The 15273-nt window shown below is 42.5% G+C and carries 14 protein-coding genes; 4 read left to right on the forward strand and 10 right to left on the reverse strand.

Annotation, left to right across the window (positions count from 1 at the left end; genetic code table 11):
• Positions 1-40 precede the first annotated feature (40 nt).
• A complete protein-coding gene (locus tag DUL71_RS32280; RefSeq protein WP_167443287.1) occupies positions 41-181 on the forward strand; it encodes a hypothetical protein in 141 nt (46 codons plus the stop codon).
• Here the strand turns inward: DUL71_RS32280 and DUL71_RS06400 are convergent.
• Together DUL71_RS06400 and DUL71_RS06405 are read right to left on the reverse strand one after the other, a co-directional pair.
• Positions 168-2078 carry a DUF3857 domain-containing protein gene (locus DUL71_RS06400; protein WP_114937241.1) on the reverse strand — a complete coding sequence of 637 codons (1911 nt, stop codon included), beginning with the start codon at positions 2076-2078 and terminating at the stop codon, positions 168-170. The genes DUL71_RS32280 and DUL71_RS06400 overlap by 14 nt on opposite strands.
• Entirely contained in the window at positions 2078-4051 is a 1974-nt protein-coding gene (locus DUL71_RS06405; protein ID WP_114937242.1) for a DUF3857 domain-containing protein, read from the reverse strand. The genes DUL71_RS06400 and DUL71_RS06405 overlap by 1 nt, the downstream gene beginning before the upstream one ends.
• 125 nt (positions 4052-4176) lie before the next feature.
• Here DUL71_RS06405 and DUL71_RS06410 point away from each other — a divergent pair, with 125 nt between their 5' ends.
• On the forward strand, positions 4177-5202 hold the full coding sequence (locus DUL71_RS06410) for a 3'-5' exonuclease (protein ID WP_114937243.1): 1026 nt from the start codon (positions 4177-4179) through the stop codon (positions 5200-5202).
• 134 nt (positions 5203-5336) lie between these two features.
• On the opposite strand, the gene queG is transcribed toward DUL71_RS06410, so the two are convergent.
• Positions 5337-6269, reverse strand: a complete 933-nt coding sequence (gene queG, locus DUL71_RS06415) for a tRNA epoxyqueuosine(34) reductase QueG (RefSeq protein ID WP_114937244.1) — start codon at positions 6267-6269, stop codon at positions 5337-5339.
• Positions 6270-6430: 161 nt separating this feature from the next.
• Here queG and DUL71_RS06420 point away from each other — a divergent pair, with 161 nt between their 5' ends.
• Together DUL71_RS06420 and DUL71_RS06425 are read left to right on the forward strand one after the other, a co-directional pair.
• On the forward strand, positions 6431-6799 hold the full coding sequence (locus DUL71_RS06420) for a SpoIIAA family protein (RefSeq protein ID WP_114937245.1): 369 nt from the start codon (positions 6431-6433) through the stop codon (positions 6797-6799).
• A gap of 10 nt (positions 6800-6809) precedes the next feature.
• Positions 6810-6998, forward strand: a complete 189-nt coding sequence (locus DUL71_RS06425; protein ID WP_114937246.1) for a hypothetical protein — start codon at positions 6810-6812, stop codon at positions 6996-6998.
• A gap of 97 nt (positions 6999-7095) precedes the next feature.
• On the opposite strand, the gene DUL71_RS06430 is transcribed toward DUL71_RS06425, so the two are convergent.
• The 7 genes from DUL71_RS06430 to DUL71_RS06460 form a co-directional block, all read right to left on the reverse strand.
• Positions 7096-7989: a polysaccharide deacetylase family protein gene (locus DUL71_RS06430; protein ID WP_114937247.1), complete on the reverse strand. Its 894-nt coding sequence runs from the start codon at positions 7987-7989 to the stop codon at positions 7096-7098.
• Positions 7990-8164: 175 nt separating this feature from the next.
• Positions 8165-9367: a Gfo/Idh/MocA family protein gene (locus DUL71_RS06435; protein WP_114937248.1), complete on the reverse strand. Its 1203-nt coding sequence runs from the start codon at positions 9365-9367 to the stop codon at positions 8165-8167.
• Between the two features lie 28 nt (positions 9368-9395).
• The gene (ruvB, locus tag DUL71_RS06440) at positions 9396-10418 is read right to left on the reverse strand and encodes a Holliday junction branch migration DNA helicase RuvB (RefSeq protein WP_112574353.1); all 1023 of its coding nucleotides are present in this window, start codon (positions 10416-10418) and stop codon (positions 9396-9398) included.
• A 153-nt stretch (positions 10419-10571) separates the two neighbouring features.
• A complete protein-coding gene (locus DUL71_RS06445) occupies positions 10572-11303 on the reverse strand; it encodes a polyprenol monophosphomannose synthase (protein ID WP_114937249.1) in 732 nt (243 codons plus the stop codon).
• Positions 11304-11414: 111 nt separating this feature from the next.
• Positions 11415-12893: a POT-type proton-dependent oligopeptide transporter gene (locus tag DUL71_RS06450; protein ID WP_114937250.1), complete on the reverse strand. Its 1479-nt coding sequence runs from the start codon at positions 12891-12893 to the stop codon at positions 11415-11417.
• Positions 12894-13014: 121 nt separating this feature from the next.
• Positions 13015-13941: a hypothetical protein gene (locus tag DUL71_RS06455; protein ID WP_114937251.1), complete on the reverse strand. Its 927-nt coding sequence runs from the start codon at positions 13939-13941 to the stop codon at positions 13015-13017.
• 98 nt (positions 13942-14039) lie between these two features.
• Positions 14040-15218, reverse strand: coding sequence for an acetyl-CoA C-acyltransferase (locus DUL71_RS06460; protein WP_114937252.1), 1179 nt, complete (start codon positions 15216-15218; stop codon positions 14040-14042).
• Positions 15219-15273: the final 55 nt, after the last annotated feature.

The following is a 15273-nucleotide window of genomic DNA, read 5'->3' on the forward strand; positions in this document are numbered from 1 at the left end:
CGTTCAATTTTTGCGGTAATTTCAATAATTTTGCGCCATCATGGCCGATAAAAAACAAGATTATTCATTCTGGACTAAATATAAACGCTTTGCCGGTACCGAGATCATGCTTTATGTGATCATGGTGCTTGGCATTATCCTCGGCATTATCCTCGGCATTGTAATATTTAGTTACCTTTAATCAGGGTTACATTATCGTGATCAGCATCGGCTATTGATTGATAAAAATCTACCAGTGCCTGATAGGTATCTTTGCTATAGGTGCCATCAATAAGCTGCATCTTGCGGCTATAGATCAATTTATCTCCGTTTACTGTTGTGCTTGATTCAAATTTGCCGAACGGTTTTTCGATACTTACTTTTTTGGGCCGGGTATCAACCTTATAGCCAGCAGGCAGGGTATAGGTGATCTCATCCTCGTCGGTGTACCCTCTGTTAATGTAAACATCATTACGGCGGTTACGGACCTCACGCAGCGGGGTATTTAACCTGTTGACAGGATTGGCCAGAAAAATGATCTTTCCGTCGGCTACAGACCCATAATCACTTGCCGAGATCTTCAGATTTTCGGTGGTATATGGTTGCGCGGTTTTAAACTGTTTCAGATCAGCGCTTTCAATTTCGAGGTTGTTTATCGGGTAAATCTTTTTGAGGTCTTTTACCTGCTCTTTTGCCGATTCATAAATTACATGGTCACGGTCTTCATAATTGGCTCCCTTAAAGTTAGTGGTGATTGAACCTTTAAGGCCGCCGTCGTCGGCAATAGTAAATGCGGCGGTGCGCTGTTCCATGTTAGCCTGGGCGGCATACTTTGGTGTATGTATCAGTTTGCCACCTTCCGGCGTACAGGCAAATACGAGACGATCATCGGTAAAGTCGCCTAAAAAGCCAAAAGGCATGTTTTGATTGGTACACTCTAAAAATGTGGTATCGCTTTTAAAAGGCAGGCACAAAATAACATGGTTACCCTGATCCATACTGGCAAAGTCAGGAAACACACCCACCTTGGCGCTGCCCGCTTCAACCACACAATAATATGAATCGATACCTACCGTTTTAAATAGCGCCTGGGTATAATTAACTAAAGCCTTGCAGTCGCCATAATTTTGCTGATCAACGTCTGATGCAGGGAATGGCTGATAACCGCCAATACCAATTGAAATATTGATATAATGCGTTTTACTTTGCATATACTCATATATTTTGCGGGCCTTTTGCTTTGGATCGGTGATATCACCAGTAAGCTCTTTCATACGGCTTACGGTTTGTGGGGATAAAACCTGTCTGCCTGCATTAAGCTTTTCGTATTGCCACATACCAAGCTCTTTCCAGTTAGTAAAGGAGCCCGGGATACCGCCATAGCTAAATTTTTCGGGTGCTATTTTAACGTAGCTTAAGTTTGCTGTGCGAAGCGGGCTAAACGGTTCGTACTTTATGGCTTTTAAATTAGCTGCCACCCATGTATAGGTTTTAAGCCCATCTTTATTGCTACCTATGATTACTTTGGAGGGGATATTTACTTCTTTATACCTGATCTTAAAATCGGGTTTGCAAATAAATGTATACGAACTTTTTTCAACAGCTACTCCGGTTGATGGATTAGGTTGCCAGTCCTGAAATTCCAGCGTTTGTTTGGATTTTACATCATATTCATAACTCACCGTATAAGGATAATCGGTTACCAGTGGGCGATAATGTTTGATTTTAACATCGGTAAAAAGAGAAAAGCCGTCATGGCTGTTATCATCATCAAAATCGCTTTCGCTGAATTTACTAACCGGCTTTCCGTACTGGTTATAAATTATCCCTTTAACATCTTTTATAATACGGCTTTTATTATGCCAGATGCCAATCTCAACATCCTCATCTCCGTTTTTATTAAAAACAGTTATAGCCCTTTTTACGTGGAGCAACACATTGTCAAAGTCACGGACCTCTGTTGTTATTTCTTCGTTCCGTACAACCGAACTGGCATAAGGCAAAAGGTCTTTCGAGATAAGTGATACATCAAAGTTGTCCTGCGCCTTTACACAGGTTATTGCCGAAAGTAAAAACAACGTACTTAAAAATGCTTTCATTATTTTTTCTTGAAGATCATATCACCTTTTTCGGTAAGGATGATCTTATTAAACAACTCCTTTAGATAAGGATATTCAGCCGGATCATAAACCGACTTATTAAACTGTGTAATGTTTGAAAATGTAAAGGTGTTATTGTCCTGGTTTTCAAACGTTGTGGCAAACATGCCTCCCTTATTTGGTAAAGAATAGGCTACAACCTGCGGCGGGGTTTCAACAGTGTACTGAGCCGGCAGGTGCATTACCAAAACCAGGCGTTTATCAGAAGCGTAAGCCCAGTCTACAGGGTAGTCGCGCTCGGCAAGTTTGAACGGATTGGTAGTGCGTTTCTCCCAGAAATAAGGGTTAAATGCAAGCTTGTCATGATTGGTATTATCAAATGCGTCAATCTCCACTTCGAATGTTTCCCTTAAAGGGCTTTCAAGACTATCGAGATTGGTGATGTCTGATTTGAGCACTTTTAACTTAGGTTGTTTCTCGTCAAAGTCCTCAACATATTCATCAATACTATTGAATTTTTTAATGGCTTTGCGTTTCTCATAAGCATCGTAACCTTTATAATAATTCACGATGCTGCCTTTTAGCTTGCCGTTGTCAAGCAATGTAAGATCGAACATGTGTGTTGTAGCGGCTTTTTGCTGAGTGCTTAATTCCATCCAGTAAGATGGTTTAGTCATGCTGATAACCCTGCCTTTGTCATTGATGCATTTAAGTGGCAGCAAACCGAATGAAAGTAACGGATCGGTAGCATCAAGCAGGTAAGTTTGATCGCCAATGGTTAACCTCGCTATAACATAGTTAAAGTCGGTTAGTACCGGATAAAGCGTATTCACCATGCCATGGTCGCGGGTTGAAAGTAACACAGCTTCTGCATTAAGACCGGCTGCGTTCAAGGCGGTAATCAGTGTAAGGTTGATATCAGCAATACTTCCGGAATGGGTATCTAATGCCTTTTTTTCACCCTCGCTGCTGTAAATACCAATATAATCGTTCCATTTAATCTGGCTTTTTATCCATGTATATAACGTTTTTGCTTTGTCAAGCTCATCGGTTTTACCCGCTATAACTGATGCTATTCTTTCTTTAAGCAGGCTTGTGCGTTTTACCTGCGAACCAAATTCATCGGCTATTTTTAGTTGACGGTCTACATCGCTCCACTCTTTGGTTACTACTGTTTTAACACTGGTATAGGGATTGGTGAACTCAACCAGCTCAAAATAAATGGCCGATAGAAAGTTTTTACGCGCGGTCATAAAGTCTTCATCAACAAAGGCAGGAATATCCTTCATATCATAAGTAATATGCGAGCAGTCTGCTTTTGAGCCGCCGGATGAAAAACATTCGCGCTCAACCTCCGAAGTGCTTTTGGTTAACTTCAATACACCACGTATTGAGGCGTTGAAGTTCCAGAAGCCGGGGATATGTACTTCGTATTGCGAGTTTATTTTGGGGATATCATCCTGGAATGTCCATCCTCTGAAATGGTCCCAATATGGCGAAATAAGTTCATATTTAAACTCAATAACACAACCCGGGCGTAGCGCAGGTAAAGCAAATTTTACTGTGCTGCCGTATTTGTAATCTTTAACTGTATATACCTTTTTAGCTTCAAATTCTACCTTTTGGATAATACCGTTATCGTCTTTATAGTAGGTAAAACCGGTAACATTATTAACTTCTTCCGCTGAGTTATCGCCGTTATGGATCGGTATTTCGATGGTGCCGTGGGTAAGGCCTTCTTTGGTGAAAATTTTAATTTTGGCGTGATATGTATGGATGAGCCTGATGTGGTCCATATATTCATCAATACGGGTATTACCAAATTCATTTAAAAAAACAGCGTTGGCCTGAGGATCTTTATCATATTTGGCCATTTCAATTTCATCGTTGCTTACCCCGGTTTCAAAATCCTGTGCCGAAGCCCAATTTGATAAGCCGATAAAAATCAGAAGAATAAGAAAAAATCTGTTCATACAAATTGTGATAATTAGGGATAATGAAATTAAATAATAAATTGGTATATTAAATAAATTAAAAAATTTATTCTGCTGATTAATTTTAGGACATTTGCGACCTTTGCATCTCTGAACACTTACAAATGAAATTAAAATTAAAACGCCCCCTCGCTTTCTTCGATCTTGAAACAACTGGTACCAATATCGGTGCCGACCGCATAGTTGAAATATCGGTTATTAAGCTTAACCCCGATGGTAGCGAGGAGGTTAAAACATGGCGTGTTCACCCGGGCATCCCAATTCCGCTGGAGTCGTCGCTGGTACACGGTATTTACGACGAGCATATACAAAACGAAAAACAGTTTAAAGAACTTGGCCAGGAAATTGCCGACTTTATTGGCGATAGCGATTTGGCCGGATATAACTCCAATAAGTTTGATATTCCGATGATCATGGAGGAGTTTTTGCGTGCCGGTGTTGATTTTAACCTGGATGCCCGTCATTTTGTTGATGTGCAGAATATATTCCACCAGATGGAGCAGCGTACCTTAAAGGCCGCTTACCAGTTTTACTGCAATAAAGTAATTGAAAATGCCCACTCGGCCGAAGCTGATACCCGTGCAACCATGGAGGTTTTGCTGGCGCAGATAGAACGTTATGAAAACGTAGAGTGGGAAGATAAAAAAGGAAATAAATTAGTCCCTGTTGTTGGCGATGTTGAGGCTTTACATGTTTTTACCAACCTGAGTAAACCTGTTGACTTTGCCGGCAGAATGGTGTACAACGAGCAGGGTGAAGAGCTGATAAACTTTGGCAAGCATAAAGGAAAACGTGTAGAGGATGTATTAACTGCCGAACCAAGCTATTACTCATGGATGATGCAGGGAGATTTTCCGTTGTATACCAAACGTAAACTCGAGGAGATCCACGTCCGCTGGAACGCTAAAAAAGCAGCAGAACGCCAGGCTAACAAAGCAGCCCAGCCTAAACCGGCCGATCAACAGCCTGCAGCTCCAAAGCAAGAGTACCAGAAAAAGGAATATACCAAGCCAGATCATACCAAAAATCAACAATATCAAAACAAACCTTACAAAAAGAAGGATGAGCCTGCACAGCCCGTTAACGACGATATGCTTGCTCAATTAGCTTTAAAGTTTAAGAAAGGTTGATAGCTTCTGAATCAGAATTTTCAGAATTTAATATTGAAACCCTTGCAAGAATTTATGCAGGGGTTTTTTGTTGATAATATCCCGAAACCTTAGTCTCGTGAATTCGTTCCACTTTAGCCTTTAGCCTTTAGCCTTTAGCCTTTTAAAAAATCAATATTCCGCTTCAAACCGCTAAATTTTGTGCGCTTAACGGCCGAGTTTTTAAATACCTTTTGAAAAATATCCTGGCTGATGTCTTGCCAGTCGGCGGTTTTTAAGTGCAGCAGATCGGGGTGGGGGCTGAAGGCCGGCTCGGTGTTCAAAACAGAGAAACGGTTCCAGGGGCAAACATCCTGGCAAACATCGCAGCCAAACATCCAGTTGTCCATTTTTCCTTTAAACTCCTGGGGGATCTCGTTTTTAAGCTCGATGGTTAGATAGGAGATACAACGGCTGCCGTCAACCACATAGGGGCCAACGATGGCATCCGTAGGGCAAGCATCAATACAGTTGGTACAGGTGCCGCAATGATCGGCGGTAGGAGCTATATCATATTCCAGTTCAAGATCGATGATCAGTTCGGCCAAGAAAAAGAATGATCCTGCCTTTTTGTTGAGCAGGTTGCTGTTTTTACCAATCCATCCCATACCGGCTTTGCGCGCCCAGGCTTTGTCAAGCACCGGTGCCGAATCAACAAACGCGCGGCCACCTACTTCACCAATCTGCTCGTTGATGATCTTTAGTAATTGCCTTAGTTTGTCCTTAATTACGGTATGGTAATCAATACCATAAGCATATTTGGAAATTTTGGGCGCAGAAGGATCATCCTGGCGCTGATCGGTATAATAATTAATGCCTAATGATATAACAGATTTTGCCCCATCTACTAATAAACGCGGATCGAGGCGTTTATCGAAATGGTTTTCCATGTAGGCCATTTCGCCATGCATATTTTTATTGAGCCAGGCTTCGAGGCGTGGGGCCTCTTCTTCCAAAAACTCGGCTTTAGCTATACCACAAAATAAAAAACCAAGCTTTTGTGCCTCGTTTTTAATGAGTTGACTATATGTGGCCTTGTTTTGCTGCATTGCTGCAAAGATAGTACAAATTAAAATTGATGATTGTATACGATATGTCGCAATATGTTTAACGGTATTACGTACCTATAAAAGGGTATTAATACTCCGTTTGGCTATAAAATCACTATTGGTTCAGTTTTTGTAACTTATAAGCAATACGGATTTATGGCATGCTTGAGCATATAAGATATTTGCCTGCGCATGTGTTAGGGATACATGCAGTTGGCCACGTTAATGTAGACGATTATGAAAGAGCTTTACAGCCTTTGCTTGAGCAACAGGTAAGACAAACCGGGAGGATAAACTTTTTACTGGTGTTGGAAACCAATATTAAGAATTTTACAGCAGGTGCCTGGTGTGGCAATGTCAGGCTTGGACTTAAGTATTTTACCCGTTGGAACAAGGTTGCAGTAGTGACTGATCAGGATGGCGTGCGCGAATTCAGCCATCTGTTTAAATATATTTTACCGGGTAAGTTTGCCGGATACCGGCTGGAGGATTTAGACGAAGCGGTAAAATGGGTAACGGGGATTAAATAAATATATCATTATGGAAACAATACATAAAGCAGCAGTGCTGAATAATGATGATTCGGACCTGCACAACGATGAGTTAGGTGAAAACACCGGCGATGATACCATAATAGCCGAAATTGTTCATTTAGCGCCGGACGAAAAGGATATTAGTAAAATGCCGTCATCAAACAAGGGGCAGGGCCCGGCAGGGGAGGATTTGTAGACCCCGTCCCCAAAAAGGAACAAAAAATGCCCGCTTAAAAAGCGGGCATTTTTTGTTAAATATTCTCCGAACACTCCCCCTTTAGGGGGCCGGGGGGCTAAAAGCTATTCCTGATGCTGTTGCTCAGGGTTTTAGTGCTCCAGTAGCCACTGTCCAAAATACGGCGTACGGTCATCAGCGGATCTGTTTGATCTCGTTTATCAGCTAACTGGAAAGCCATTTTAAAGCCGCGTTTACGCAATTCAGGCAAAGCGGCTTTGTTCCAGATACCAAACGGATAAGCAAAGTAATCCATTTTTTTACCGGTGATCTCTTCCAAAGTTTTGGTTGGTTTTTCAATCTGGGTAACCCAATCATCAACCGGGCGATTGGTGATCTTACCGTTTTTGCCAATGATTTTCAGGGTTGAGGTATGTGAATAACGGTCAACACGGTGGTGGTCCCAGGTGTGGCTGGCAACAACGTTACCTTCGTCAGATAGTTGTTTTACCTGCTCTTTGGTCATGTAATGCGGACGGCCTAATGATACGGTCATCACAAAATAAACCGCTTTAAAACCATACTTTTTAAGGGTAGGGTTAGCGATAGTGAATTGATCCAGATCGGTATCATCAAATGTAAGCATAATGGGCTTTTTCGGAAGCGGCGCGCCTTTGGTAAGGTAGGCATAAAGCTGATCGGGTAGTATAGTGTGATAACCACTATCGGCAAGCATTTTAATGTGCTCTTTAAAAGCAGCAATCTGTACTATGTAATCTTTAGCATTTTTTGAATCTGTAGGTTTCCAGTCGCGGATTTGGTGGTAGCAAAGGATCGGCACCTGCTTACGAGCTAAAATCGCGGCAGCATCGCCTTGCGGGGCAGCATTATTAGTAGTTGCCGGAGTTTCAGTAGCCGGGCTGGCAGTAGTTGATTTATCAGATGGCTTTGACTGGCATGAAACAGCACCGAAAGCACAAAGAGCCAACATGGCTAATGTTTGTTTTATCATATTATAGGTTGGTTTTATTCCTTAATTAACGGCGGCTAAATTAATAATTATATAACATGCAAGCCCCGACATGTAAATAAAATTAATTATCAATTTAGAATTTAACCGTAAGATGGAAACTAAAATAAAAAGCCCCGCAAACTTTGCAGGGCTTTTATAATTATACTAATTGGACTTATAAAACAATGCGTTTACCGTCTTTTATTGAGCGTTTAGCAGCGTCAAGGATCTGCATCACTATCATGTTATATTTTAATGATGAACGGTCGTCCGGATTTTTGAGCGGGTTTTGCAACGCTGTAGTAAAATACGCTACCGGCGCATCGGCAGGCGAAACGAGCGGTGTTGCTTTATAACCCCGCACACGGTTATTGACTTTTACTTCCACGCTATCCTTGTCAAAAGCGTGGATATAGCCCTTAGCGCCAAAAATCTCCATATCCTTAATGCTGAAAGGCCAGTTCCATGAAGCCTCTATTTGGCCGGTGGCATTGGCGTATTCAACTATTATGGTGGCGTCATCTTCAACCTTAGGGTATACGTTGGGTTTGTAATGCCTTGCAATAGCAGTTACCGCTATGGGACGCTGACCTTTCATTAACCAGGTCATCAAATCTGCACCGTAGCAGCCAAAATCGTTAAGCGCACCTGCGCCATTCAGAACAGGGTCGGTGAGCCAGCTCAGAAAGTCTTCACTACAACCAATTTCACGGGGTCCCTGGTGCCCGTCATGAACCACCATTTTGCGGATCATGCCTACGCTATCCAGCTTAACTGTATTGTACGCATCCTGGAACGAAGGGTACCAGGTAGTTTCATAGTTGGTTAATACCTTAACGTAATATTTAAGCGCCAGGAATTCCATGCGTTTAGCTTGTTCCAAAGTAGCTGCCAGCGGTTTTTCAACCATAACAGAAATACCCAGGGGGGCGCAGGTTTCCACAATATCAACATGTTTGCCAACCTCATTGTAACCTAATACAATAGCAGGTTTGCGGGTGGTACACATTTTCTTCAGGTCGTCAAAAAACAGGGAATCGGGCAGGTTATATGCTTTGCCAAATTTTTCCCAAAGCTTCTTGTTAGGTTCGGCAATACCTACAATATTTACGTTACCTTTACGGTACTCGCTTAATATCAGGTGAATATGATCGTGGTTTAAGCCCATGATTCCCACTTTTAAAGTAGGTACAGGTTTGTGTACCGCTGGTACTGTATCTTTTTTTGCCTTGTTGACCGAATCGGCAGGTAAAGTCACCGATGGAGAATGAGCGGGTGCAGAAACAGGCGGCGGAGGTGTTGTTTGTGCCGATGTAATGCCTATGCCGCTTAAAATAAGCGCAGTTGTAGTTAGCAGTAGTTTTAATTTGGTTTTCATGGTTGGTGGTAATGTATGTAGGTTTATATCAAAATAATGATGGATTTCCCCCCAGCTTTATCTTGCCCAAATGTTTATAGGCGGCTTCGGTAACTTCGCGTCCGCGCGCTGTGCGCATGATAAAGCCTTCTTGTATCAGGAATGGTTCGTAAACTTCTTCAATGGTGCCCTCATCTTCACCAACTGCCGTGGCTACGGTTTTTAAACCAACAGGGCCGCCTTTAAACTTATCAATGATGGTCAACAGGATCTTATTATCCATTTCGTCAAGACCATGGCTGTCTACATTTAAGGCGTTTAGCGCATATTCAGCTATTTCCGTATCAATTTTGCCGTTGCCTTTGATCTGGGCAAAATCACGTGTGCGGCGAAGTAAAGCGTTAGCAATACGTGGGGTGCCACGGCTGCGGCGGGCAATTTCATAGGCCCCCTCATCGGTAATCGGAGTTTTTAATATCGACGCCGAACGTAATACGATGGTGGTAAGTAGTTTAGCGTCATAATATTCTAATCGGGAGTTGATCCCAAACCTGGCCCTCAATGGCGCGGTAAGTAAGCCCGAACGGGTAGTAGCCCCAACCAATGTGAACGGATTAAGGGAGATTTGTACCGAGCGGGCATTTGGGCCGCTCTCCAGCATAATATCAATTTTGAAATCCTCCATGGCCGAGTACAGGTATTCCTCAACCAGCGGACTTAAACGGTGGATCTCGTCAATAAAAAGGATGTCGCCTGTTTCCAGGTTGGTAAGCAAGCCTGCCAAATCACCTGGTTTATCCAAAACAGGGCCCGATGTGATCTTGATACCAACGCCCATTTCGTTGGCAATAATGTGGGATAGTGTGGTTTTACCCAAACCCGGGGGGCCGTGCAACAATACATGGTCAAGCGCCTCGCCCCGCTGACGGGCGGCCTGTACAAAGATCTTTAAGTTGGCTAATATTTTATGCTGACCGGTAAAATCCTCAAACTGCTGAGGCCGTAATACTTTTTCAATATCACGTTCGGCATTGTTGAGACGTTCACGGTTAGGATCAAGATGCTCATTCATTGCCAACGAAATTAGTATTTATTTTTGATTTCGAATTTCGGATGTTCGATTTCGGATGTTTATTTTAAAATCTTTACAAAAAAAATGATTCCGAATTTACTCTGAATAATCAAAAATAAATCCGAAATCACAATTCCCAAATCCGAAATCAAATCATCCTTCCGGATATTTCCTGAAAATGCTGTTGATCTTCATTTGGATAACACCTAAAAATGCTTCGCGGAAAATACTGGTGGACATTTTAGAAGTACCGGCAGTACGATCTGTAAATATGATGGGTACTTCAACAAGCTTAAAACCATGTTTAACGGTGGTGTATTTCATCTCAATCTGGAAGGCGTAGCCCACAAATTTGACTTTATTGAGCTGTACTGTTTCCAGTACTTTACGTTTGTAACACATAAAACCGGCGGTGGCATCCTGTACTTTCATGCCGGTTATAAAACGTACATAAACGGATGCGAAGTAACTCATCAACACCCTGCTCATTGGCCAGTTCACCACGTTTACGCCGGTTACATAACGTGAACCTATCGCAGCGTCGGCGCCGTCAATACAGGCTTGCCTTAATTTCAACAGATCATCCGGATTGTGTGAGAAATCGGCATCCATCTCAAAAATATAATCGTAATGGCGGGCAATACACCATTTAAAACCGTGTATGTAGGCGGTACCCAAGCCTTGCTTACCGGCACGTTCCTCTATAAAAAGGCTACCGTCATATTCGGCCTGTAAACCTTTTACTATCTCCGGCGTACCGTCGGGTGACCCGTCGTCAATAACGAGTATGTGAAAATCATGAGGCAAAGAAAATACTTTGCGGATCATCCGCTCGATATTTTCCTTCTCATTATAAGTGGGTATGATTACAACGCTATCGGGCACTGAACAGTATTTTGAAAATTAGGTAATATTTAGGGTGCGAAATTAATCAATTTAAAGGGCATCAAAACAAAAAAAGGAAAGCTTGCGCTATCCTTTTCTTGTTTTAATATTTTAAAGATTATTCGTGTCGGCAATAACCTGGTTTTCCTCGTACGGATCTGTAATGTAGTTTCTTTCTTTAAGACGTGGAGAAACAAACAGGAATATGATGATGAATACACAAATAAAGGTCACAAAAAACCACTCATAATTGGCGCCTTTCAGGTTTCTTGCCCACCAGCCGCCGTCTTCAATAAGTCCGTTAACAAGGGCGGTGATCAGGTTTCCAAATGAAACAACAAGGAACCAAATGCCCGACATGGTGCTTTTCATTGATTTTGGAGAATGGGTGTAAGCGTATTCCAGGCCGGTAATTGATACCAATACTTCTGCAGCCGATAGTATTAAAAAGGCCAATACCTGCCACCACATTGAAGGTGAGCCGCCATGATCAATGCTAACATGTGTAAAACCAATAACTACAAAGGATAATGCCGTTAAAACCAAACCGGCACCAAGCCTGCGTAATGGCGTTGTTTTTAATCCGATCTTATCTAAATTAGGATAAATCAAATAGTTAAAAAGTGGTATGAACAGCAAAAGGAAAATAGTATTAAATGTAGACATTGAGCCCGGCTCTATCTGGAATGAAGTAAACCCAAGATTGATGTTTCGATCCATTTTTGCAGCATAAAGCGTCCATTCTGAAAGGCACTGGTCCCAAACAGCCCAAAACGCCAATGCAAAAAAGAATACGGCAATTACACGGTATACCGCTTTAACGCCTTCAACACGTTCAGGATCATAACTTTCTTTAGCAATATCAAGTAATGATTGGCCGGGTTTTCTTTTACTTAAATTGGTAAGTGCATACCATGTAATAAATACCAGGTTATTTCGGTTTACACCTTGCGGAGGTACTTTTACATATTTTTTACGTCCCATGAAAAATATCACAGTTGCCAAACCCATTAAAAGTCCGGGAACACCAAAAGCCCATTTAGGGCCGTAGTATTTGTAAATAAGAGGGATAGCAACTGTTGATAGCATAGAACCCGCGTTGATGCTAAAGTAAAACCAACCATAAACTTTTGAGAGCAAATCTTGATTGCTGGCATCAAACTGGTCACCCACGTTAGCCGAAACGCACGATTTGATACCACCGGCGCCGATAGCTACAACAAGCATACCTATCTCAAAACCACTAAGGCTTGTATCAAACATGGCCAGCAACAGGTGCCCAAAGCAATATACTATAGAGATATAAAGGATGAGCTTGTATTTGCCGGTAAACCAGTCGGCCACTATGCCGCCTACAAATGGCAAAGCGTAGGCCACCATAACAAACAAATGGTTCAGTTTATTGGCGTGGGCATCAGCCTGTTGAGCTAATGCGGGGTTAGCTGCAGGGTTAAAGAATTGTTTTACCAAAAATAGGGTAAGTATAGAACGCATGCCATAAAAGCTAAAACGTTCTGCGGCTTCATTGCCAATAATGTAAGGGACGCTCTTGGGGAATCGTGATTTTAGGGGAGCAGTTTTTTCTTGCATCAGTTAACTTAAAAATTTGCTAAAGGTAATATAAATCTTCCAAACCGAAATTTAATACCGAAAGTGAGATACTTTCTGTAACAAAATGGTTAATTTTCGATTATTGCTGTTATTTAATTTCTTAATGATGTGTTGGCAACAGGGCGCGATCTTTCGCCGCCTGTTTTTTAGGATCAACATATTCCGTATCGGTAGCTGAAGATTCTCCGTTGGAAATATTACGCATGTCGAGGTCTTCTACATAAGTCCAGCGTCCTTCTTTGAGTTTATAGCCATCGTAACTCAGATCGGGACCGAACGTTTCGGGTTTATCTTTGCTTCTGCCATCGGGGGCCGAAAGGTGGTCGAACACAATCAGATTTTGTTCGGGGATGTATCGCAAAAGCATAGATACTTGCCTGGCGTATTCAAATACCACCCTGTCGCGGGTTTTGCCATTACCATTAAATACGGCCATGCCAAATTCAGGAACACCGTTATTAAAGGAGATTACATCGATAACTTTTTTGGTGGATTTTACGGTGTTACCTTTCCAACCCAATAATACATAGTATGGCTTAGGGCCATAAACAGGCATTATCTTATAATACTGGGCACCATACCATTTATGACTATCGGTTACGGAGTCTTCCGGGTTTTTTTGGAGCGGTGAGTAATCTTCAAGCGGGAACATTTTAAGTGCGCCACCGGTATTTATTTGTACAGTGCCGTAAAAGCGGTAGCTGCCATCAAGGTTGATGACATGCCAACTCAGAATGCGAAAACGGTTATCGGGCGAGTTAACAATGCTTATACTTTTAAGCGAATCAAAAGGGAACAGGAAAGAGTTATTGATCTTTAATGCTTGTACCAATGTTTTGATGAACTGATAATTGGCATTTTTGCGCTCCATATCATTTTCATCATTCACAATTTTTTTGCCGAGTTTGGCCAGGCTATCCTGGTATTCGTTGAGCTTTTTTAGCCGGGTTCCCTCATCGTAATACTGTGCAAAGCTTTGCAGACAAAGTAATATTGAAAAGGCAGTCAGAAGCGCTTTTTTTGTCACTATTTTAATTCGTTAGGTGAGCTTATTTATATCAGTGCCGGGTAAACACAAGCTTTATGAAAGCTGTTATACCTTACAATTATATAAGTTTTAGGGTATTAACGTAAATTTTCGATAACCATTGCGCTCGCGCCGCCGCCACCATTACAAATGCCGGCCGCGCCGTATTTGCCGTTATTTTGCTTTAATACGTGTAAAAGTGTTACAATGATCCGGGCACCTGAAGCACCAAGGGGATGTCCCAATGAAACGGCTCCACCATTAACGTTCACCTTTTCGGGGTCGAGGTTTAAAAGTTGGTTGTTGGCTATTGATACTACCGAGAAAGCCTCATTGATTTCAAAGAAATCAATATCCGAAGCTTGAAGACCTGCCCTGTGCAATGCAAGCGGAATAGCTTTTGATGGCGCGGTTGTAAACCACTCCGGCGCTTGCTGCGCATCTGCGTGAGAGACTATTTTGGCAAGCGGTTTTATGCCCAGTTCATCAGCCTTTTCACGGCTCATAAGTACTACCGCCGCCGCGCCGTCATTTAAGGTTGAGGCGTTGGCAGCTGTAACGGTACCGTCCTTTTTAAATACCGGCTTTAGGGTAGGGATCTTATCAAACTTTACGGTGTTAGGCTCCTCATCTTCGGCAAACATGGTGATATCGCCTTTTTTATCTTTCAGACCAACAGGGGTAATTTCGTCTTTGAACTTGCCATCGCTCTGGGCCTTCTGAGCGCGATGATAAGATAATATAGCGTAGGCATCCTGCTCCTCGCGGCTGATGTTGCAGTCGGTAGCACAAAGTTCGGCTGCCGAACCCATATGATAGTCGTTATATACATCCCAAAGGCCATCTTTTACCAGCCCGTCAATAATCTGCCCGTTGCCTAAGCGATAGCCGTTGCGGGCTTTATCAAGATAATAGGGAACATTACTCATGCTCTCCATACCACCGGCTACTACAATATCATTTTGGCCTATGGCGATACTTTGAGCAGCCAGCATAATGGCTTTCATGCCAGATGCGCATACTTTATTAATTGTTGTAGCAGGCAAATAGGGGAGCCCCGCGAAAATAGCTGCCTGGGTAGCCGGTGCCTGCCCTACATTGGCCGACATAACATTGCCCATGTAAACTTCCTGCACCTGGTCGGGCCGTAAGCCCGCTTTTTCCACTGCCGATTTGATGACTGCAGCACCAAGCTGCGTGGCGCTTATGGCTGCTAAACTGCCTCCAAAACTGCCTATAGGTGTGCGTGTAGCCGCTACTATTACTACTTCTTTCATGTGTCCCTCATTAAAATTGGTGGGCAAATTTAGTGATTTGGATGAAAGAAAATGC

Origin of the sequence: Mucilaginibacter endophyticus, assembly GCF_003351025.1 — a bacterium.
In the GTDB taxonomy this organism is placed as follows: domain Bacteria; phylum Bacteroidota; class Bacteroidia; order Sphingobacteriales; family Sphingobacteriaceae; genus Mucilaginibacter; species Mucilaginibacter endophyticus.

What these genes read in the sequence shown, in the direction of transcription:
- DUL71_RS32280 (WP_167443287.1), top strand. Translation starts at nt 41, where the DNA reads ATGGCCGATAAAAAACAAGATTATTCATTCTGGACTAAATATAAACGC.
- DUL71_RS06400 (WP_114937241.1), bottom strand. Translation starts at nt 2,078, where the DNA reads ATGAAAGCATTTTTAAGTACGTTGTTTTTACTTTCGGCAATAACCTGT.
- DUL71_RS06405 (WP_114937242.1), bottom strand. Translation starts at nt 4,051, where the DNA reads ATGAACAGATTTTTTCTTATTCTTCTGATTTTTATCGGCTTATCAAAT.
- DUL71_RS06410 (WP_114937243.1), top strand. Translation starts at nt 4,177, where the DNA reads ATGAAATTAAAATTAAAACGCCCCCTCGCTTTCTTCGATCTTGAAACA.
- queG (WP_114937244.1), bottom strand. Translation starts at nt 6,269, where the DNA reads ATGCAGCAAAACAAGGCCACATATAGTCAACTCATTAAAAACGAGGCA.
- DUL71_RS06420 (WP_114937245.1), top strand. Translation starts at nt 6,431, where the DNA reads ATGCTTGAGCATATAAGATATTTGCCTGCGCATGTGTTAGGGATACAT.
- DUL71_RS06425 (WP_114937246.1), top strand. Translation starts at nt 6,810, where the DNA reads ATGGAAACAATACATAAAGCAGCAGTGCTGAATAATGATGATTCGGAC.
- DUL71_RS06430 (WP_114937247.1), bottom strand. Translation starts at nt 7,989, where the DNA reads ATGATAAAACAAACATTAGCCATGTTGGCTCTTTGTGCTTTCGGTGCT.
- DUL71_RS06435 (WP_114937248.1), bottom strand. Translation starts at nt 9,367, where the DNA reads ATGAAAACCAAATTAAAACTACTGCTAACTACAACTGCGCTTATTTTA.
- ruvB (WP_112574353.1), bottom strand. Translation starts at nt 10,418, where the DNA reads ATGAATGAGCATCTTGATCCTAACCGTGAACGTCTCAACAATGCCGAA.
- DUL71_RS06450 (WP_114937250.1), bottom strand. Translation starts at nt 12,893, where the DNA reads ATGCAAGAAAAAACTGCTCCCCTAAAATCACGATTCCCCAAGAGCGTC.
- DUL71_RS06460 (WP_114937252.1), bottom strand. Translation starts at nt 15,218, where the DNA reads ATGAAAGAAGTAGTAATAGTAGCGGCTACACGCACACCTATAGGCAGT.